We start from the raw sequence: 17,246 nt of genomic DNA on the forward strand, positions 1-17,246 counted from the left end.
ATAGAAATGAGGCGAACGAGATGAACCGTATCGTGTTAATCATTTTATTGGGGCTCCTCGTTCTGGCTGGTTGTCAGGGAGAAGAGACGCAAAAGGTGACTTCTCCTACAACACCAGAAGCACCTGAGGATGAGGGGCACGTAAAGGAAACAGAAGGGTACACACTGAAACATACCGAGCCGACTTACATAACGATAAGAGATCAAGAGTTTGAGGTTGTGCCTGCTTTTGATTCAACGCTTGATTATATTGAGTTTATGGAAGAGAACCCATTAGAGAGTAAAACAGAAGCTTACGCGTCAAAGGTCGTTAACCCTTTTCGTCAAGAGGAGTTTGGTGATACACGGGGAGGGGACGTGCGACCTCCGAAGAATATTGATGCACTCAGGAAGTCAGTGCAAAAGTTGGACTCGAGTTATGAAGAGATCGTCCATTACATTGAAGAATCTTTAGAGAAGTCTGTGGAACGCTTTCAACTCGATCGTCCTACAAAGATCTATGTGTTCCCCTTTAATCCCGATCAGCTTTCTCTTATAGATGAAATGGACGGTGTCTTAGCTCATACTACGGATGCACTGGTTTGGTTCGAGATCGATCCTGAACATTATACAGAGGAAGCCCTCTCTTACACAATGGCCCATGAATACCATCATCTAGCCTATTACGAAATGCATCCAGAAAGACCAGTTGATTTGGTCGAGGAAGCCCTTGTAGAAGGGGAAGCCGATGCCTTTGCAGAAGGGATTTACCCCGAAGCTGAGTTTCCTTGGACGAGAGAATTGACGAAAGAAGAAGAGACGGAAGTCATAAACTGGGTGAACGAAAGAAGGTATACCTATGAAGGTGAGGATTTAGTAGAGTTCAGAGACGGCAATGAGAGGATTCCAAAATGGGCGAATTATAAAATAGGCCTTATGATCATTCAGGATTTTATAAAGAATAACCCCGATGTAACGGTAGAAGAGTGGACCAAAATGGGACCAGAAGAAATCCTAAAGGGAAGTCGTTTTGCTGATGATTTTGATGGAGTGTAAGGTGCTATATAGAAATGATAGATAACAAGAATAAAAGCAGCCTGATCACAGGCTGCTTTTTCTCATGTAATCCCCTTTACGGTAACTGAGGGTTACTATTTTTTGCTTCTTGTAATTTTGGTTTGCGGTACCCGCCAGCGATGTCGGCTTTCTTAAATTCTTTAGAATAGATTACTTCTTTCGCCGCTGATGTATCGTTCTCTCCTCCGACAGGCTGGTATTGTGATCTCTTATACATTGATCTCATCCTTTCTGTTGGAATTCGTTGTACATTTATAGCCTTCCCGCTGAATTTTTGGTTGAAACATCTCTTTAATCATTTCTTTTATATGCTGGTCCATAATTTCAAGAAATACTTCACGATCGCCTTTACAAATCTAAATGGGGTTAGGACCAAACCGGGTAACACAGAGACTTCGTTGTCATTTGATCTCGTTTCTTCTTCACCGATTACGTAAGCCCTCCCTTACATTTTGAGTTCGTAAAATCGTTTCACAATAGGACGAATGATGATTCGTACCATCAATAAAGAAAAGAGAAGCGTTTGCCCAATTGTTGAAGCATCGAGGGAGACAGAAAGGACAAAGGCAACTGCAATCATGCCATCCATAATCCAATTAACCGCCTCACCAGACTTAGCATTAATCAGGATATTCCGCTCATCATTCTTCTCAATCTCACTACGCTTTTCACCACTTGCTGTTGTTGTATCTTTTCTGCTTCGTATGTACATTTCAATGGAGAGGCCCGCTAATGCAAAGCCTAGTCCCGCTACTCCAAAAGGAAGGTCGTCATTCACGATTCCTGTGATAAAGGTACCGATCCCGATTCCTGCTAATACAATCGTTAGAATTAAATTCCGTACATGCTTAGTGTTCATTTTCATCATCCTCTTCAAATATAAATAGATCTTCAATGTGAACATTTAAGACTCTGGCAATCTTGTAGGCCAGAAGAACAGATGGATTATATCGCCCCTTTTCTAATGAAATGATGGTTCTTGACGAGACAGAAACGATGTCTGCTAATTCTTGTTGGGTAATGTTCGCCTCTTTTCGAAGGCTTCTAATATGGTTTTTCAAAAAGTGATCACCTACATAGGATGTGAAGTTTATTTCATGTGAAGCTAACTTCATATTACAACTAGTGGTATTTACAGTCAATAAAAGAAAATAAAGGATTTAAAAAGATTTCCATCTTTATGCACTTCATTGAGTCGACTTTAAAAATATTAATAAAGACGTAAATGCAAAAAGATCAGGAAAATTACAACTATATTGACAATTAAATCAAAGACTAGTAGAGTAATAAAAAAATATTCTTATCCAGAGAGGTGGAGGGACTGGCCCTTTGAAGCCTCAGCAACAGGTCGAAGATGACACTGTGCTAATTCCAGCGGGTGAACCATCCTGATCGATAAGAGCTTTCGTTATTGTCAGTTAAACGCACTCGCATGAGAGTGCGTTTTTTGTATGTTCACCCTACTAAAGTTAGGGGGAATGAAAATTGGAACATCAGTTTAAACGGGAAATGAAAACAAGGCATTTGGTTATGCTCTCCCTTGGGGGTGTAATTGGAACAGGGTTGTTCCTAAGTTCTGGCTATACGATTCACCAAGCTGGGCCCCTTGGAACGATTCTCGCTTATGGTATTGGAGCTCTTGTAGTGTATTTGGTTATGCTCTGCCTCGGGGAGCTATCGGTTCAAAATCCGGAGACGGGCGCCTTTCATACATATGCCCACAACTACATAGGACCAGGAACCGGGTTTACCGTTGCTTGGCTGTACTGGCTGACCTGGACTGTTGCATTAGGCTCTGAGTTTACAGCAGCTGGCTTATTAATGCAGCGGTGGTTTCCGGATGTTAGCGTCTGGATATGGAGTGCTTTTTTTGCTGCTTTAATTTTCAGTTTGAATGCTTTTAGCGTGAAGTTTTTTGCAGAGGCTGAGTTTTGGTTCTCTTCTGTAAAAGTTGTAGCCATTGTTCTGTTTATCCTTATTGGATTTGGAGCGATGTTTGGGTGGGTCACGGTGACGAATAGCGAACCCACTTCTGTGTTATCAAACTTTACAAGTCAGGGGCTCTTTCCTAACGGGGTGACCGCCATATTGATGACCATGCTAGCGGTAAACTTTGCCTTTTCCGGAACAGAATTAATTGGAATTGCAGCAGGAGAAACGGTTAATCCGTCCAAAACGATTCCGCTAGCGATCCGCACAACACTTGTCCGTTTAATTCTCTTTTTTATCGGGACGATCGTTGTCCTCTCGGCGCTGCTACCAACGGATGTGGCTGGTGTGGTAGAAAGTCCGTTTGTTGCGGTTCTTGACCGGATCGGCATCCCGTATGCAGCGGATGTGATGAATTTCGTGATCTTAACAGCAATATTATCCGCTGCGAACTCAGGGCTCTACGCATCTGCGCGCATGCTTTGGTCACTTGCGGATAAAGAAACAATCTCGCCTGTCTTTGCTAAGTTATCAAGTAGGGGAGTACCTCTGATCGCGATGACCTTTAGTATGATCGGCGGGGGCCTTGCGTTGTTGTCTAGTGTGATTGCGCCGGACACGGTGTATATTGTTCTGGTATCGATATCAGGCCTGGCTGTTGTAGTGGTGTGGATGAGTATCAGCGCCTCGCATTTCCAGTTCAGAAGAGCGTATCGAAAAGCAGGGCATAAAGAAACTGACTTAGCCTACAAAGCGCCATTTTATCCAGTAGTTCCGATTGCGGCATTTACTCTGTGCTTGGCTTCATGTGTAGGGATTGCCTTTGATCCGACGCAGCGAATTGCCCTTTACTGTGGCATCCCGTTTATTGCCTTATGCTATGGAAGTTATTATGTGAACCAATTTATGAAGAAAAGGAGAATAAATCATGTCAAAACCTCTCAATCGATTAAATCCCATTGAATCCTTATTAAGCCGTCAGGATGTCCTAGTGCTCGATGGAGCCTTGGCGACGGAATTAGAACGGTACGGCTGTGACTTGGATGATCCATTGTGGTCGGCTCGTGTATTGCTCGAACAGCCTGAGGCGATTAAGCAAGTACACGCTGATTATTACCGTGCAGGTGCGGATTGTTCCATTACGGCAAGCTACCAGGCAACGGTGGACGGCTTCGGGGGAAGAGGTTTCACAAAAGAGGAAGCCCTGTCGCTGATTCGAAAAACGGTTACGCTGGCTACAGAAGCCCGCGATAAAGTACTAGAAGAAGACCCCGACCGGGAGAGACCGCTCGTAGCAGCGTCTGTTGGTCCATACGGTGCCTATCTTGCGGATGGTTCAGAGTACGTCGGACAGTATAGCATTACTGATGAGGAACTGTATGCTTTTCATAAACCGCGTATGGAAGCTCTTATCGAAGCGGGTGCAGACCTCTTAGCGATCGAGACCATCCCTTCGTTTCGGGAAGCCCGTATTCTTGCTTCGATTTTAAAAGAAACCCCTGAGGTCTATGCTTGGCTGTCCTTCACGCTTACAGATGGAAGAACGATCAGCGACGGCACGTTACTTAAAGATGTCGCCAATGAATTTGAAGGAAATAGTCAATTAGCAGCAATCGGCGTGAATTGCGCTCCGCTAGAAGTTGTCACAGATGCAGTGGAGAACCTGCATAACTATACTACAAAGCCGATTATCGTCTACCCAAACTCGGGTGAGAGCTATGACCCTGATACGAAAACCTGGCATGGTTCAGAGAGTTGCGAGAGCTTCCCCGCACAATCTGAGGCATGGTATAAAGCAGGGGCCCGGGTGATCGGAGGCTGCTGCCGAACGACCCCTGAGCATGTGAAAGAGCTCTCTTTGAAATGGAAGAATAAAGCCTGATCTTAAACCCTGGGCCCAAACATGTGCCCGGGGTTTTTGAATGAGGGAGCCCCCTCCTTTTATCAAGAAACGTTTTAGGGAAGTCTATCTATAAAAGAAGAACGGGTTCTAGGAAAGAGGGATCGTATGAAAAAACAGGTGTACCGTGGTTTGATAGGCCTATTGAACAACCCTTTGATTGGTCGTGGATTGCAGAGAATCAGTCAATCTTCATTGAGCAGATGGCTCATTCCAACCTACGTAAAGCTGTTTCATATAATAGAAGACGAGGCTTACAAGGAGCGGAAAGCCTATACCTCTTTAGAAGATTTCTTTATACGGGAATTAAAAGATGGAGCCAGGCCAATCCACAGTGATGAGAACGTATTAGTCAGTCCGGTCGATGCTCGGGTGGAGCGATTTGGGCGGATGAATAAAAGTCATATCGAGGTGAAAGGTCTTTCTTACTCTATAGAAGATTTATTGAGCGATGAAGAGATGAGTACGCGCTACAAGGATGGTTTATTTATCGTTCTCTACCTAAGCCCGTCAGATTATCATCGCATTCACTCACCAGCCGATGCCGTTGTGACAAAGCAGCATGAGCTTGGAGGAAAGTCCTCACCGGTAAACAAACTAGGCCTAACCTTAGGAGAGTCACCTCTATCGACAAACTATAGGATCGTATCCGATTTAAAGCAGAAAGATGGAACTCGTTTTGCGGTTGTGAAAGTAGGAGCAATGTGGATCAACACCATCGAATTAACCCACCCCGGCTCCCAAGTTGAAAAAGGGGAAGAGATCGGGTATTTCTCCTTTGGATCAACGGTAGTTCTTTTATTCGAGAAGGCTCAAGTCGATCTTCATCCTGAATTGGAGGAGAAATCTTTGATTAGAGTTGGAGAACCTGTAGTGGTGAAGAAGTCTTCTTCAAAAGAATGAGCATCATGATATAATAAAAGACAAACAAAAAAGGAGGAAGATGATGGCTCCACATAAAGTTTATAAAATGAGTGTCGCAAATGTATATCCCCATTATGTAAAGAAAGCGGAAAAGAAGGGGCGTACGAAGGAAGAAGTGGATGAAATTATCCGTTGGTTAACAGGGTACAGTCAGGAAGAGCTGGCGCAAATTTTGGAGGATGGAACAGATTTTGAAACCTTTTTTGAGAAAGCTCCTCACCTCAACCCATCAAGGACCCTTATCAAAGGCGTTATTTGTGGGGTACGAGTAGAAGAAATCGAGGAACCAACAATGAGAGAAATTCGCTATTTGGATAAGCTGATTGATGAACTAGCAAAGGGGAAGAAGATGGAGAAGATTTTACGAGGTTAAAAGGAAGGCGCTCTTCTGTGTTTTGGTTAAATATGTTAATATAAACTGGAAGAACTTTTACATATTGGGGTGTTTTCAATGAATGATGGATTGATCTTGTTGGGTTTATTCTCTATAGCGGCCATTTTAGGTGTGATCGCCTTTCGCATGTTTTCGCGTTATGAGAAGAGGAAGATTGTCACCTGTCTTGTCGTCAGTTTCGCACTCCCTATAGCTTATCTGTTCGCTATGATTACTAGTGTAGAATTTGCAGCACTGTTAGGAGTACTCGTTACTGCGGCTATGATTTTTGAAATATTCGCTTATTTGTTGGTTCCTATTATACGGAATATTATGAAAACAAATGAAAGCAGTTGACATTTCGTCTAGTAAAAGAAGCGTATTCTTAGCTTGAACAAGCTTAGGAAGGGCTTCTTTATTTTTGCCAAATTGGGTGAAACAAACGCTCTTTTTCATCGTAGATAAAGAAGAGAACACTGAAGGTTAGGGAGGAATTCTTATCGAGAAGATCTTTGTGAAGACATGCAACTGGATCGGATTCATTCTTTTACTCTTATCCCTTTCAATGGGCTTTTTCGATTTTTCAGTATTTGGTTCGCCTTTCTTAATCTTTTACGGAATCAGTTTTATTGGGTTAATGGTTGGATTTATGGGATGGGTCCTCCTACGGTTTAATAGCGTTTCTGTGAAGACAAAAAGGATCGGAAAAACAGGATTCTACGGCAATTTAGCGATTATCGTTTTATTCTTTCCGCCATTGTCTCAACTATGGGGGACGTTTTTGTTTGGACCTTAGTAGGGATAAGGGGGGGCAGGCCCCTTGTCCCCTCCCTTCGTCTTGGAAAAATAAGGTGGTTGAGCAGGTTTGTGTGCTTTCATAACGAATAGTAGAAAGAAGAGGATATCACCGACGGAGGGATATCCTTTTCTTTTTTATGTTGATGGAGGGATTGCATGATTGAACGCATTGATACGATCTGTCTGAAGGTTAGAGACGTTGAGAAATCTAGTAAGTGGTATCAGGATGTATTGGGGTTTCGTGTAGCGTTTAAGGATAAAGGTTATGTTGTGTTAAATGTTGGAGAGGGCGGCGTGCCTTTAACGATTGAAGAAGGAAAAAGTGAGGGGCACACGAATGGAAGCTATCCGATATTCTTCTCTAACACTATTGAGCAACTACATAAGTCATTAGAAGAGCAAGGGGTGCAGGTGGATTCTCTACATGAAGATGGATTCAATCACTATTTTGACTTTTACGATCCAGATGGGAATAGATTGCAAGTTTGTTTTTTTGAATAAGCAGGAGTCACGGAAATGTAAGCAAATCATGATTGTTGGAATGACGTAAGGAGAAATTCGACCATGAGTTTACGTAGTTGGAGTAAAGTTTTCCTAATCTTAGCTTTTGTACATTTAGGTACTGTGGTGGTCATGAAACTGATTAATGTAACAGAAAACGACTACTTTCATCATTCTTATTTACTTACCTTTCTATTATTGTCTGGATATTATCTGTTAGATATTATCCACAACATAAAGTTGAATAGGAATAAGCATTAAAAAGCAGAAGGATTAAATCCATAACAAAGGAGAGGAGAAATGAAACGACTAGCCATTCTAACCGTAGGGAAAACCCACTCAGGGAAGAGCACATTCGCCAGAGCTTTAGAAAGGGAGCTTGATCATTCTTTTGTGATGGACCAAGATAACCATGCTGAATTTATAAATGCATATTACCAAAAGCTCCAACCAGAAGACGGCCCCAATACGCTCAAGCACTCGATTTCTAAGTTAATCGTGAATTATGCTAAAGAACATACGAACCTTCACATCATCGCCAGTAGTGCGAATCGCACTAAAGCAGGAAGACAGGAGTTGCTTAAAAACATCTATCCTCCGGACGAATTTGTTCGAATAGTGGTTCACTTTGATCTACAGGATGACCTCCTCCGCGCGCGAGTGAAGCGTAGTGAACGAAAGACCACGATCTTCAGGGGTGATTATTCGAATTTTGATGAGATTCTTGAGCGTCAGCAAGCGGAGTCTTCTTATGAAGGTGTGACCGATCCGAAAGAAGGGGAAGCGGACCACCTTTTTGTTATTCAAGACCCTGATGAAGTGGAAGGTGTTATGGAGAGTATCGTGGAGCTTTCCAATCGATTATGAAAAGAGTGAATTCTGTCAAATTAGAATAAGGGTGGGCAACTATTTTTGGAAAGCTGGTGATGTAATGGAAAGGGAAGTAGTGCGGGTTAAAGATATATTGAACCATAGGGAAGAAGAGCAAGTAGCTGCATTAAAAGTAGAATTAGATGAAGCTCCTAATAGGAAGGAAGCTCGGGGTATCACTGAAGAAATACTAATGATTTATGACAAAGCGAAGCATCGTTATTTTGAAGATGGTGTGGTTACTTAGAGATTATTTAAAGGTACGCGTCATTTCTATCTAATCTTTTGCTAGGTTATCATTTACTTCCAAGTGGTTTCAATTTTTTTCATATTATTGAAAAGGATTCTGACGATTTGTATAATCTTAACAAGAGAAAGCATTTGGATTCTCCTAATCTCATTAACCAAATATGAATGAAACAAGGTTTTTCCATAATACGAAAGGGATGTCCACCATGAACTTAAAAAAGCTTGAACGATTCACCTACCTGCTCCTTGCTTTATTTATGGTAGCTCTTCCGTTGATCATTTTAGTGTTTGATTCGCCAAATAATGTAGTGATGATTTACTTCGGTGTAGCGCTATCCATTGTATATCTAAGTAAAGGGATACTATCTTTTCTGTTAAGAAGACAAATTGACTATGTATACTTTATTGCGTCTATCGCCATTATAGCTATCATTATCTACGTTTAAGTAGGATTTGATAAGGCGTTTTTATGGTTGGAGCGTACATATATATGAAGAATCGATTATTGCTAGTAGTCGTATTATTTTTTGTTTTAGGTTCTGCTGCGGTAAGTAGTATGGATTCGATTGGTTACACTTCTAAGTCCATATTTTATGGTGTCGCTATGACTGTCCTAATTGTTATAGGATTGGTAAGCTTATATCATTATTTTATAAAATCGAGACATTAATTTACCGTCTACCTCTTGAGCTAACTCTTTCATCTTTTTATCCATCGCCGCATCGACTTTGATGATGGATAAAAAGGTGAACAGGCTTAAGGAAATTTATACGATAAGAATTATCTTACTATTTGCAATTATAGAATAATAAGGTAAACTAATTTACAAAAGTTTACAAAGTATTTTGTCATTAAAGCTAGAGAAGAATTTACGCCCGAAGGTAAAACAATAATAGTGGGAGCTTTTCGCATACATAGGAGGTATTTCAATCAATCGTTCTCAAAAGATCTCATTCATGATTCTAATAGGTAGTCCACTGTTGTTAGGATTCCTTTCCCTTCTTACTAGAAGATGGGAGTTCTTGATGTGGAGCTTATCGACAACGGCGATCGCTTTAACCGTATGGAAATCAAACCGTTTGAAAAAGGGAGATCCTTATGACAAAAAGTAGTCCAAATGTATACACACCACCCAAACATATCGTTTCAGCTGCAACGATTGTACTTAATGAGAAAAATGAGATTTTGCTGATTAAGGGACCGAAGAGAGGTTGGGAAATGCCTGGAGGTCAAGTAGAAGAAGGGGAGTCTTTAAAGGAAGCGGCCATTAGAGAAACAAAAGAAGAATCAGGGATTGAGGTTGAAATTCTAAAATTTTGCGGGATCTTTCAAAATGTGAACCGATCGATCTGTAATACATTGTTTTTGGCTAAGCCAATTGGTGGGGAGTGCACCACATCTTCAGAGAGTCTTGAAGTTGGGTTTTATCCGATTGACAAGGCGCTTGAGATGGTAGAGGTGAGCAATTTCCGAGAACGAATTGAATATTGCTTAGACGACGCTTCTCAACCATTTTGCATTGATTTTTAAATGCTTGAGCATAGGTGTTTCTGGTATATAGGAAAAGATCGATCTCTGATTGTAAAAGTTTACTGGGATCCTGAGTAAAATAGGGGGCTTTTCATGAAAAAGATTCTAATGCTGTTTCTGCTATCGATCCTTTTAGTCGCTTGCAACCAAAATCGTATTGATTTTACAGGAGAGGGCGATCATTGGGATGTTACTTACCATGTGAAGACTAAAGGTGAAAATAGTCAATCTTCAAACTTAGAGATTAGATATACTGGTGATGACACTCCACCGGAAGACATTCACTTCGAGCTCGGTGATGAGCATAACGGAAATGTGAGTTTGGACGAGGGGACATATAAAGGGAGTCCTTCACAATGTTCTGGCTGTAACATAGCGAGAGAATCACAAGAATTTCAAATGATTATTGAATGGGATGATCAAGAAGAAATGATTGAGCTTTCGTCTGAGTAATACTTGTAACTTGAAGTTTTTCATCAATTGGTTTAACAGGTATTAATGGAATGAAGCAAGAGCTCTTCTCTCTTGCTTCATTTTTTTATGTCTTCATCACAAAGCTTATTTAGAAATTCCGGTCTGAGTAATGTGGACGTCGATGTTCAAATTAAAAGTGGCTTTAGGATAAATCTTCTTCCAATCTTCTTCCTTCCACCCTCTTGTGACAGCTCTTGTACGGTCACCAATGCGAAGGGGATCGATCTTTTTCTCTTGAATTCTCTGGAGCAATTGAAGCCCTTTTTCCTGCAATTCTTCTTCCATATGGGTTTCAACATGATCAATCAATCGTCTTGAGTTTTCCTTCTTCTTTAAGGAAACAGCTTCGTTAATTTTCCCTTCTAGCTTCACATGAATTGTAATTTCAGGAGCATCTGTCGCATCGGTAATCTCATAGTGCACATTCGATCCGATCGCCTCTGTCACAATGTAGTTGCTATTGGGTTCTGATGAGCTCTCTCCACCTTCTTGAATGGTGAACTCATAAATTCCATTCTGAACGCTTTCATACAGCATTTTAAAGATGAAGAGGTCGTCCATTCCAATTTGATCAACGAGGCGGTCATCTTCGAATAAAGCAAGGCCGCTAAGATTGATTTCGCCGTTTTCCTTTTGAACAAGAGGCATGAAAGGGTCCATTCCCTCTCCGTAATAGCTGTATAAGAATTCATGAAAATTGACAGTAGGCAAGTTTTGCTCTAGGTTCTGTTTGATAAGGTCTCGCAAGTACATCGATACGGTTGGGGCGATTTCATAGGAAGCAGATAATAAAGATTCAGCATTCCCGTCTACAATGAGTAGTTGCACATTTCTGCCAATACTCGAATCACGGCTGAAGTAATCAATAAACTCATAAACGCCTCTTTCAGCTAATTTCTTGTTGTATAAGATGGTTTCTATTTTCCCGTTTCGAATCGGTTGTGAGCTCGTTTCCTGGAGCTTGTTTTTCATATCATTTACAGAATGAGCAGTTGTGGAGATGCTCACATTTTTAACAGTCGATTCTGCTTCAGATTGACCATATACCGATAAAGCAGCGGTGCCTTGTATAGATTCCTCATCTACATAGTCATAGCCCATCGTTTGAACGATTTGAATATCTTCAATGATAGACTTTTCCGAACAACCATTGATGAATAGGAAACTTGAGAGAAGTAGCATAGAAATTTTCTTCATTGCCCTTGCCTCCTTCTGATTTTGGAAAGAAGAAACAAACAAGGAATGTAACAGGCAAGTACAATAAAGGACGTTTGATTGGTGGTGGTATTGAGCATTTGAACGGCATCACGTCCTTGAATAAGCGAAGCTGCGACGACAAGGGTAAGAACAATTCCGTAGCCAATCAATCGGGTGTGAAGGGTGATCATCTGGTTCACGCCGCGCAAGATACACCACAGTCCTAAAGCCATTTGAGGCAAGATCACAAGAAGCCAGATGGCGATACCGACATATTCGAATCGTTCTATAAATGGGAAATCAACCGTCTTCCATAAGTCAAGAGTGGGCCAAACGACGTGTTGCAACTGTCCTTGGGAAAAGTACATAAACGTAACGAGCGCACTAAACAGATAAATGAATGACGTCAACAGTAAGCCGAAGTGTGCATAACGAGCTGATGTTTTCCCTCTTTTAATAAAAGGATAATAAAGAAGGAGAAATTCAATTCCGACGTAGCTAAAGGTCATTTCTTTAGACGCTTTCAAGAGAGAAACGGCGTCTGCTTCGAAAAAAGGAATTAGGTTCGTTACATGACCATCCTGGATTGGGTAAATCTTCAACAAAAGCAGTGGGAGAGGCAATAGGACGCCAAAAAAACAAATGCCAGCGACCACTCGAAAGTCTCCTAATACAAAGTAGTAGCTCAACAATAAAAAGAGAAGAGCTAGCAACCACACGGGGGTCTCTGGAAAAATCCAAGCCCGGATCACATCAATATAAACCCGGAGTACTTGTAATACAATTAAGGCAAAATAGCTTAGTAAAGCTAATGAGAGTACATTACCTATCCACTTTCCGAGAAGAGATTGGTGAATGGAAATGATATCTTGATCGTGTTTCGTTACAACAGAATAGATCATCCATAAAAGGATATGGGAAAAGAGAGCGGCTAGGATAATGCTCATCCATGCATCATGTCCCGCTTTCTCAGAAATGACCCGTTCAAATGAGAGGACACCCACCCCGATCTGCATTGAGTGGATAAGGAAGAATACCAGAAAAGGAGAGATTTGTTGATTTTGGCTGACGTTTGACATCGATTAATCGTCTCCTTTTTTAGATGGAGTGGGTTGAGATCGGACAGAATCTTCTGGTCTCATTTGTACAGGGCGGCTCTGCTGGTAGCGGAAGGATAGCCGAATGAAGGTATCTTTTAATTCCTTAAAACGAAACGGGAAAACAGGGGCCAAATAGGGTCGTCCTAAAGATGTTAAACGTAATAAATGCCCTAACACGAAGATCCCGCTTATGAAAACCCCAAGTAACCCAAGGAATTGTGCCATAAGAAGAAACGGAAAACGAACGAGACGAATGGTGTTACTCATTTCATAGATCGGCGTCGTAAATGATGCAAGGGCAGATAGGGCAACGACGATCAGAAGGACATTACTCGTGATCCCTGCTTCAACAGCAGCGGTCCCTATTACGATACCTCCTACAATCCCGATTGTTTGGCCAACTTTAGTCGGTAAACGCGCGCCAGCTTCCCTGAGCAGTTCAATAGCTAGCTCTAAAATAATTGCCTCTAAGATAGGAGGGAACGGGATATCCCGCCTGGAGGAAATCAGCGTGGCAAGTAAGTCCATCGGAATAAGTTCATAATGATACGTTAAGATGGCCACATATAGTGGAGATGATAAAACAGAAAAGAAAACAGCAAATAACCGGATTAAACGCATCGCTGAGGCAATGGTCCAGTTCATAAAATAATCTTCAAAAGCAGAGAAGAATTCAATTAATGTGGTCGGACCAGAAATGACATTGGGAGATCCATCCACAAGCACAATGACTTTCCCTTCACCCAATTCGCCTGTAATTCGATCAGGCCTTTCAGATGAGACAAGTTGAGGAAAGATGGACTTTGGATTATCTGAGATCATTTGAATCAAATAAGAACTATCAACTATTTCATCGTAATGGATGTCTTTGATCCGCTGTGTGACCGTATTTACATTTTCCTCATCAGCGATCCCGTCAATATACATAACGGTAACGCGCGTCTTTGTAAGCGAACCGACCCGAATTTCTTTTATTTTCACCTGTGGAATAGGCAGTCTTTTTCTTATTAGCAAAAGGTTAGTGTCAATGGATTCTACAAAAGCTTCCTTTGGACCGAGTACACTAAATTCCACTTCAGGCTGTGAGACGGCACGTCCTTCCGAGCGAACTAAAGGGATAAGGAGAGCTTGAGTAGGATTGTCTTTGTTCGTAATCATGCCAAACCCCTGCATTACTTTGTTTTGCACTTCTTTGACTTGGTGGTGAACCTGACAATTTTGGATCGAGATGGTTTCTTTAAGTTTCTCTAATGGCTCAACTTTCTGAGCTATACTCGGCAGCACATGGCGCTCTAATTGAGCTGCATCGATTAGAGGCTGAAAATAAGAGAGACGATACGCTTCATCTGGTCCATAGCGATAGGATATAAAGTCATCGGATTCAATAAGATCGTCCAGAAGCCCTTTAATTGTAGAGTAGGTGGTATCAAGGGGTTCGTGCGATCTGACGTGAGTTGGCTTCTTCTTCCACATAAACATTAAGCCCTCCAGAGATCGGTCACTTGGTTTTAGGGATAGTATGAGTTGAAAGGGGTGGAGTTTATACATGGGAAAAGGGGACAGGTTCATTGTCCCGTGGGACGAGGAACCTGTCCCCTCTGACCAATTTAGAGTACGAGTTAGGGTATGGATGTAACACGGTTTATTTATTTATTTATAATTTCATTAATTTTTTCCTGAGATTGAAAACACTTTTCTTTTGGGATTTGATCTTCTTCTCCTACATAGAAATGGGTGAAAGTAACGCTCTTATCATTGCCATTTGGTAAAGTAGTTTCTACCATGGCCATACCTTTATTATGAATCATGTTTTCTTCATTCACTTCTTTCCTGTCTCCACGATCATCCACATAGTAATAGGTAACATTCCTAAGACCAGAACGATCTTCATAACCCCAACCAAAATCGTTAGGTGATGACGTTTTTACTATGCCATCTTTAGGGATATTATAAGTAATGATGTTACCTTCCTCAGTAAGAGATTTCTCATTTTCAAAGTTATAAAAAATACCTACACACCCCTCAAATTCTTCAGGTAATACATAAACTTCATCACTAGGATGATGATTTATTTTATATAAAACAAAAGAAAGAATAGGTGCCATTACAAGAACCCCAATTATTATCTTTTTTAGGATCGTCCTCACCTCCATAGTTGTTAGAAACCAACTCACATTTTAACATTTATTGTAAAATTAGTTAAATCCTATTCTTATCCCAATCCATGTTGTTTTCTACTATTCTACTTTCCCGTAGATAGCCTTTTATGTGTATAGGTTTAAACCATAGTAGCTTGCAGGTTGCTATTTATTTTGAAATAATTGGCATTAACGAATAGGAAGTTTTAGGAATTCAAACAGTCTAAATCCACAAGGATGATGAGATGATTAAGAGTCTACGAATCTTGATTCTATTAATTCTGTTTACGTTGGCTGGATGTAGTGGAGACGATCAAGGAGTTACAGGATCACCTACGATTGAAGGGTACCTTGTAAAAGTGGAGGATCACGAAATTCTTGTAGTAAGCGGAATTACAAAAGAACAAGCGATAAATAAAAGCTTTGGAGACCTTACTGAGCAAACAGATAAGAAATATGAGGCGCATACATTTAAGGAGGAGCATATGTTTGAGTCCTTTAAACAGTATGAGGTTGGCCAAAGGGTTCGCGTGTGGGCGAAAGGCGGATCCGCTGAGTCTTATCCTCCCCAGTCGGAATTAGAGAAGATTGAAGTGGTGGAGTAAGGAAGCTCTGAGGTGTCATTTTCTTTTGGTTTGGAGGGATTGGGTGAGTAAAAACAAGAAACGTTTCGTCTATGTTGTTTTAACAAGTCTTATTCTAATAGGTCTCGGGTTCTTAGTTAACCGGCTTTTTTCATACCATGAATTGTTGCAAAAAAGTTATACGGAGGAAGTTGAGAAAAACTTTGAATCGATTGATCGGTATGGGGAGCTTTTATCTAAAGCTTCGGAAGGTAGGATGACGGAAGAAGAACTCATTGTAGCCAGTTGGAAGCTGCAACGAATTGAAAGTGATCTACTTGATCAATTCAATCATCTAATTGAGTCTGGATTATCTGAAGATCGATATAACCTGGGGTTGGACAGCGCGTCTGATAAATTAAATGCGATCTCGAAAACCCTTCGAGATGCAGCATCGTATCAATCAGAGAATCTACCGCCTGAAATCAGCGGGGAGTTAAAAAGGGAGAGTACTTATCTGTCGACTAAGATGTCAGAACTTCAATACGATGACCTAAAGATTCATGAAATTAGCCTGATGTTTAAAGCCTTTGAAAGTGAAATGATCGAGCCAGCCGATTGGCAATATAACGAGAATCGATAACGAGCTTTGGGACTCTTTCTTTCAGTCTTAAAGGGCCTGAGCTTCTGAAAGGAGAGTGCTAAATGAATAGAAAAATGAAAATGGTCATGGCGGGGTTTTTCATTCTAATCCTCATTCCATTAATCATTTTTAATTTACTGGATATTCATTTCCCTCCATATACGTTTTCAGCTTCCAAAGGGTCGGTGACGGTGGAGCATATTTTTAATGAAGATGAAACCTACGTGCTCGAGAAGGAAGAAGATAATAGACTTGCTATAAAGGTCATGGTGGAAATAGGGCAAAGTCGTAACCTTATAGAATTGCTTTTTGCATTAAGTTCAGTTTTGTTTAGTGTTCTTTGGATGGTCTATTTATCCCTGCGGAAAACGCGCTTCTTAAAAATAGGTATGTTCCTTTACGGGGGAGTGGCTGCAATTGTCGTAGGTTACATGGTTGTTCAATTTGTGGAGGTTTATCAATCATTTATGCCTCTTCTTGAAGAGCTTCAGAGTAGGTAGTGATTTGATTAAGAGAGAAGGAGGGGGAGGATGGCTGGTAAAGATGTGGATCAACAGATTGTGAAGCGCTTGAAGAAGAGGCGATTACTCCAGAATAATATACAATTTCTCATTGGCTTTATCATTTATGGACTCTTGTTTCTCTATGCAAGGCAGGTAGGGTCAGCTTTTGTACTTGTCTTTGTGTTTAGTTTGTTTTCGTGGAGCATTGCCGTCCATTCTTTATATATGTTTAAAACAGGAAAAATAATCGGAACTAAAACGGCTCGTCTGATGGTAGAACTTGATAAAGAGCGAGTAGGGGAGGAGGAATGGAAGCAGCAAAGAGTGGATGGAATGCTGGGGATGGGGATCATTGGCATCGTGTCGACATTGTGTTTGTTTTTGAAAGACTTGCAAAATGTAGAGTTAGAATTCCTTTTCTTCATTCCTATTCTAGCAGCGTGGGTGGTTCATAATATTCTTGAAGGTTATAAGATTAAGAAGTTATGAGGGAGAAGAC

26 protein-coding genes and 1 riboswitch are annotated in these 17,246 nt (G+C 41.0%); of the genes, 19 read left to right on the top strand and 7 right to left on the bottom strand.

From position 1 onward, the window contains the following. Positions 1-20 precede the first annotated feature (20 nt). Complete coding sequence (locus tag QNI29_RS07350; RefSeq protein WP_231415732.1) at positions 21-1,034, top strand: DUF2268 domain-containing putative Zn-dependent protease; 1,014 nt, start codon at positions 21-23, stop codon at positions 1,032-1,034. Positions 1,035-1,110: 76 nt separating this feature from the next. Here the strand turns inward: QNI29_RS07350 and QNI29_RS07355 are convergent, their stop codons facing one another. The 3 genes from QNI29_RS07355 to QNI29_RS07365 all read right to left on the bottom strand — a co-directional run bounded on the left by QNI29_RS07355 (position 1,111) and on the right by QNI29_RS07365 (position 2,116). Beyond that, the gene (locus QNI29_RS07355; protein WP_188652667.1) at positions 1,111-1,272 is read right to left on the bottom strand and encodes a YfhE family protein; all 162 of its coding nucleotides are present in this window, start codon (positions 1,270-1,272) and stop codon (positions 1,111-1,113) included. Positions 1,273-1,500: 228 nt separating this feature from the next. After that, complete coding sequence (locus QNI29_RS07360; protein ID WP_231415733.1) at positions 1,501-1,914, bottom strand: hypothetical protein; 414 nt, start codon at positions 1,912-1,914, stop codon at positions 1,501-1,503. Further along, the gene (locus QNI29_RS07365) at positions 1,904-2,116 is read right to left on the bottom strand and encodes a helix-turn-helix transcriptional regulator (RefSeq protein WP_231415734.1); all 213 of its coding nucleotides are present in this window, start codon (positions 2,114-2,116) and stop codon (positions 1,904-1,906) included. Before QNI29_RS07365 ends, QNI29_RS07360 begins: the two co-directional genes overlap by 11 nt. A 236-nt stretch (positions 2,117-2,352) precedes the next feature. Then, positions 2,353-2,457: riboswitch (SAM riboswitch) on the top strand. A 107-nt stretch (positions 2,458-2,564) separates the two neighbouring features. On the opposite strand from QNI29_RS07365, the gene QNI29_RS07370 reads away from it, so the two are divergent. From QNI29_RS07370 to QNI29_RS07435, 14 genes are all read left to right on the top strand, one after another. Next, positions 2,565-3,947: an amino acid permease gene (locus tag QNI29_RS07370; RefSeq protein WP_231417535.1), complete on the top strand. Its 1,383-nt coding sequence runs from the start codon at positions 2,565-2,567 to the stop codon at positions 3,945-3,947. Beyond that, positions 3,913-4,866, top strand: a complete 954-nt coding sequence (mmuM, locus tag QNI29_RS07375) for a homocysteine S-methyltransferase (protein WP_231415735.1) — start codon at positions 3,913-3,915, stop codon at positions 4,864-4,866. The genes QNI29_RS07370 and mmuM overlap by 35 nt, the downstream gene beginning before the upstream one ends. A 126-nt stretch (positions 4,867-4,992) precedes the next feature. Next, positions 4,993-5,787 (top strand): phosphatidylserine decarboxylase, encoded by a 795-nt coding sequence (locus tag QNI29_RS07380; RefSeq protein ID WP_231415736.1) that lies wholly within the window; start codon positions 4,993-4,995, stop codon positions 5,785-5,787. 43 nt (positions 5,788-5,830) lie between these two features. Then, positions 5,831-6,181 carry a DUF2200 domain-containing protein gene (locus QNI29_RS07385; RefSeq protein ID WP_231415737.1) on the top strand — a complete coding sequence of 117 codons (351 nt, stop codon included), beginning with the start codon at positions 5,831-5,833 and terminating at the stop codon, positions 6,179-6,181. A 78-nt stretch (positions 6,182-6,259) separates the two neighbouring features. Further along, complete coding sequence (locus QNI29_RS07390; RefSeq protein WP_231415738.1) at positions 6,260-6,538, top strand: hypothetical protein; 279 nt, start codon at positions 6,260-6,262, stop codon at positions 6,536-6,538. 157 nt (positions 6,539-6,695) lie between these two features. Further along, the gene (locus tag QNI29_RS07395; RefSeq protein WP_231415739.1) at positions 6,696-6,977 is read left to right on the top strand and encodes a hypothetical protein; all 282 of its coding nucleotides are present in this window, start codon (positions 6,696-6,698) and stop codon (positions 6,975-6,977) included. 158 nt (positions 6,978-7,135) lie between these two features. Continuing rightward, positions 7,136-7,480, top strand: coding sequence for a VOC family protein (locus QNI29_RS07400; protein ID WP_231415740.1), 345 nt, complete (start codon positions 7,136-7,138; stop codon positions 7,478-7,480). Between the two features lie 63 nt (positions 7,481-7,543). After that, positions 7,544-7,741 carry a hypothetical protein gene (locus QNI29_RS07405; protein WP_231415741.1) on the top strand — a complete coding sequence of 66 codons (198 nt, stop codon included), beginning with the start codon at positions 7,544-7,546 and terminating at the stop codon, positions 7,739-7,741. A 39-nt stretch (positions 7,742-7,780) separates the two neighbouring features. Beyond that, positions 7,781-8,347, top strand: coding sequence for an AAA family ATPase (locus QNI29_RS07410; protein WP_231415742.1), 567 nt, complete (start codon positions 7,781-7,783; stop codon positions 8,345-8,347). Positions 8,348-8,378: 31 nt separating this feature from the next. Then, a complete protein-coding gene (locus QNI29_RS07415) occupies positions 8,379-8,597 on the top strand; it encodes a hypothetical protein (protein ID WP_231415743.1) in 219 nt (72 codons plus the stop codon). 208 nt (positions 8,598-8,805) lie between these two features. Further along, on the top strand, positions 8,806-9,045 hold the full coding sequence (locus QNI29_RS07420; RefSeq protein WP_231415744.1) for a hypothetical protein: 240 nt from the start codon (positions 8,806-8,808) through the stop codon (positions 9,043-9,045). Between the two features lie 23 nt (positions 9,046-9,068). Continuing rightward, positions 9,069-9,269, top strand: coding sequence for a hypothetical protein (locus tag QNI29_RS07425; RefSeq protein ID WP_284526939.1), 201 nt, complete (start codon positions 9,069-9,071; stop codon positions 9,267-9,269). 428 nt (positions 9,270-9,697) lie between these two features. After that, on the top strand, positions 9,698-10,129 hold the full coding sequence (locus tag QNI29_RS07430; protein WP_231415745.1) for an NUDIX hydrolase: 432 nt from the start codon (positions 9,698-9,700) through the stop codon (positions 10,127-10,129). Positions 10,130-10,222: 93 nt separating this feature from the next. After that, complete coding sequence (locus tag QNI29_RS07435) at positions 10,223-10,582, top strand: hypothetical protein (protein ID WP_231415746.1); 360 nt, start codon at positions 10,223-10,225, stop codon at positions 10,580-10,582. Positions 10,583-10,687: 105 nt separating this feature from the next. Here the strand turns inward: QNI29_RS07435 and QNI29_RS07440 are convergent, their stop codons facing one another. The 4 genes from QNI29_RS07440 to QNI29_RS07455 all read right to left on the bottom strand — a co-directional run bounded on the left by QNI29_RS07440 (position 10,688) and on the right by QNI29_RS07455 (position 15,005). Next, entirely contained in the window at positions 10,688-11,800 is a 1,113-nt protein-coding gene (locus QNI29_RS07440; RefSeq protein ID WP_231415747.1) for a Ger(x)C family spore germination protein, read from the bottom strand. Beyond that, the gene (locus tag QNI29_RS07445) at positions 11,797-12,879 is read right to left on the bottom strand and encodes a GerAB/ArcD/ProY family transporter (RefSeq protein WP_231415748.1); all 1,083 of its coding nucleotides are present in this window, start codon (positions 12,877-12,879) and stop codon (positions 11,797-11,799) included. The genes QNI29_RS07440 and QNI29_RS07445 overlap by 4 nt, the downstream gene beginning before the upstream one ends. Positions 12,880-12,882: 3 nt before the next feature. Further along, a complete protein-coding gene (locus QNI29_RS07450) occupies positions 12,883-14,373 on the bottom strand; it encodes a spore germination protein (RefSeq protein WP_370635470.1) in 1,491 nt (496 codons plus the stop codon). 173 nt (positions 14,374-14,546) lie between these two features. After that, the gene (locus QNI29_RS07455; RefSeq protein WP_231415750.1) at positions 14,547-15,005 is read right to left on the bottom strand and encodes a DUF6843 domain-containing protein; all 459 of its coding nucleotides are present in this window, start codon (positions 15,003-15,005) and stop codon (positions 14,547-14,549) included. A 278-nt stretch (positions 15,006-15,283) separates the two neighbouring features. Between QNI29_RS07455 and QNI29_RS07460 the strand changes: the two genes are divergently transcribed. The 4 genes from QNI29_RS07460 to QNI29_RS07475 all read left to right on the top strand — a co-directional run bounded on the left by QNI29_RS07460 (position 15,284) and on the right by QNI29_RS07475 (position 17,236). Next, positions 15,284-15,643, top strand: a complete 360-nt coding sequence (locus QNI29_RS07460) for a YobA family protein (protein ID WP_231415751.1) — start codon at positions 15,284-15,286, stop codon at positions 15,641-15,643. A 43-nt stretch (positions 15,644-15,686) separates the two neighbouring features. Beyond that, entirely contained in the window at positions 15,687-16,244 is a 558-nt protein-coding gene (locus QNI29_RS07465) for a hypothetical protein (protein WP_231415752.1), read from the top strand. A 62-nt stretch (positions 16,245-16,306) separates the two neighbouring features. Continuing rightward, the gene (locus QNI29_RS07470) at positions 16,307-16,744 is read left to right on the top strand and encodes a hypothetical protein (protein WP_231415753.1); all 438 of its coding nucleotides are present in this window, start codon (positions 16,307-16,309) and stop codon (positions 16,742-16,744) included. A 30-nt stretch (positions 16,745-16,774) separates the two neighbouring features. Then, positions 16,775-17,236 (top strand): hypothetical protein, encoded by a 462-nt coding sequence (locus tag QNI29_RS07475; protein ID WP_231415754.1) that lies wholly within the window; start codon positions 16,775-16,777, stop codon positions 17,234-17,236. Positions 17,237-17,246: the final 10 nt, after the last annotated feature.

The sequence above is a fragment of the Pontibacillus chungwhensis genome, assembly GCF_030166655.1.
Lineage (GTDB): Bacteria > Bacillota > Bacilli > Bacillales > BH030062 > Pontibacillus.

Bases quoted from the DNA above. Each gene is read 5' to 3' on its own strand.
- QNI29_RS07350 (WP_231415732.1), top strand. From the start codon at position 21: ATGAACCGTATCGTGTTAATCATTTTATTGGGGCTCCTCGTTCTGGCT.
- QNI29_RS07355 (WP_188652667.1), bottom strand. From the start codon at position 1,272: ATGTATAAGAGATCACAATACCAGCCTGTCGGAGGAGAGAACGATACA.
- QNI29_RS07360 (WP_231415733.1), bottom strand. From the start codon at position 1,914: ATGAACACTAAGCATGTACGGAATTTAATTCTAACGATTGTATTAGCA.
- QNI29_RS07370 (WP_231417535.1), top strand. From the start codon at position 2,565: ATGAAAACAAGGCATTTGGTTATGCTCTCCCTTGGGGGTGTAATTGGA.
- mmuM (WP_231415735.1), top strand. From the start codon at position 3,913: ATGTCAAAACCTCTCAATCGATTAAATCCCATTGAATCCTTATTAAGC.
- QNI29_RS07380 (WP_231415736.1), top strand. From the start codon at position 4,993: ATGAAAAAACAGGTGTACCGTGGTTTGATAGGCCTATTGAACAACCCT.
- QNI29_RS07385 (WP_231415737.1), top strand. From the start codon at position 5,831: ATGGCTCCACATAAAGTTTATAAAATGAGTGTCGCAAATGTATATCCC.
- QNI29_RS07390 (WP_231415738.1), top strand. From the start codon at position 6,260: ATGAATGATGGATTGATCTTGTTGGGTTTATTCTCTATAGCGGCCATT.
- QNI29_RS07400 (WP_231415740.1), top strand. From the start codon at position 7,136: ATGATTGAACGCATTGATACGATCTGTCTGAAGGTTAGAGACGTTGAG.
- QNI29_RS07405 (WP_231415741.1), top strand. From the start codon at position 7,544: ATGAGTTTACGTAGTTGGAGTAAAGTTTTCCTAATCTTAGCTTTTGTA.
- QNI29_RS07410 (WP_231415742.1), top strand. From the start codon at position 7,781: ATGAAACGACTAGCCATTCTAACCGTAGGGAAAACCCACTCAGGGAAG.
- QNI29_RS07420 (WP_231415744.1), top strand. From the start codon at position 8,806: ATGAACTTAAAAAAGCTTGAACGATTCACCTACCTGCTCCTTGCTTTA.
- QNI29_RS07425 (WP_284526939.1), top strand. From the start codon at position 9,069: ATGGTTGGAGCGTACATATATATGAAGAATCGATTATTGCTAGTAGTC.
- QNI29_RS07430 (WP_231415745.1), top strand. From the start codon at position 9,698: ATGACAAAAAGTAGTCCAAATGTATACACACCACCCAAACATATCGTT.
- QNI29_RS07435 (WP_231415746.1), top strand. From the start codon at position 10,223: ATGAAAAAGATTCTAATGCTGTTTCTGCTATCGATCCTTTTAGTCGCT.
- QNI29_RS07440 (WP_231415747.1), bottom strand. From the start codon at position 11,800: ATGAAGAAAATTTCTATGCTACTTCTCTCAAGTTTCCTATTCATCAAT.
- QNI29_RS07445 (WP_231415748.1), bottom strand. From the start codon at position 12,879: ATGTCAAACGTCAGCCAAAATCAACAAATCTCTCCTTTTCTGGTATTC.
- QNI29_RS07450 (WP_370635470.1), bottom strand. From the start codon at position 14,373: ATGTGGAAGAAGAAGCCAACTCACGTCAGATCGCACGAACCCCTTGAT.
- QNI29_RS07455 (WP_231415750.1), bottom strand. From the start codon at position 15,005: ATGGCACCTATTCTTTCTTTTGTTTTATATAAAATAAATCATCATCCT.
- QNI29_RS07460 (WP_231415751.1), top strand. From the start codon at position 15,284: ATGATTAAGAGTCTACGAATCTTGATTCTATTAATTCTGTTTACGTTG.
- QNI29_RS07470 (WP_231415753.1), top strand. From the start codon at position 16,307: ATGAATAGAAAAATGAAAATGGTCATGGCGGGGTTTTTCATTCTAATC.
- QNI29_RS07475 (WP_231415754.1), top strand. From the start codon at position 16,775: ATGGCTGGTAAAGATGTGGATCAACAGATTGTGAAGCGCTTGAAGAAG.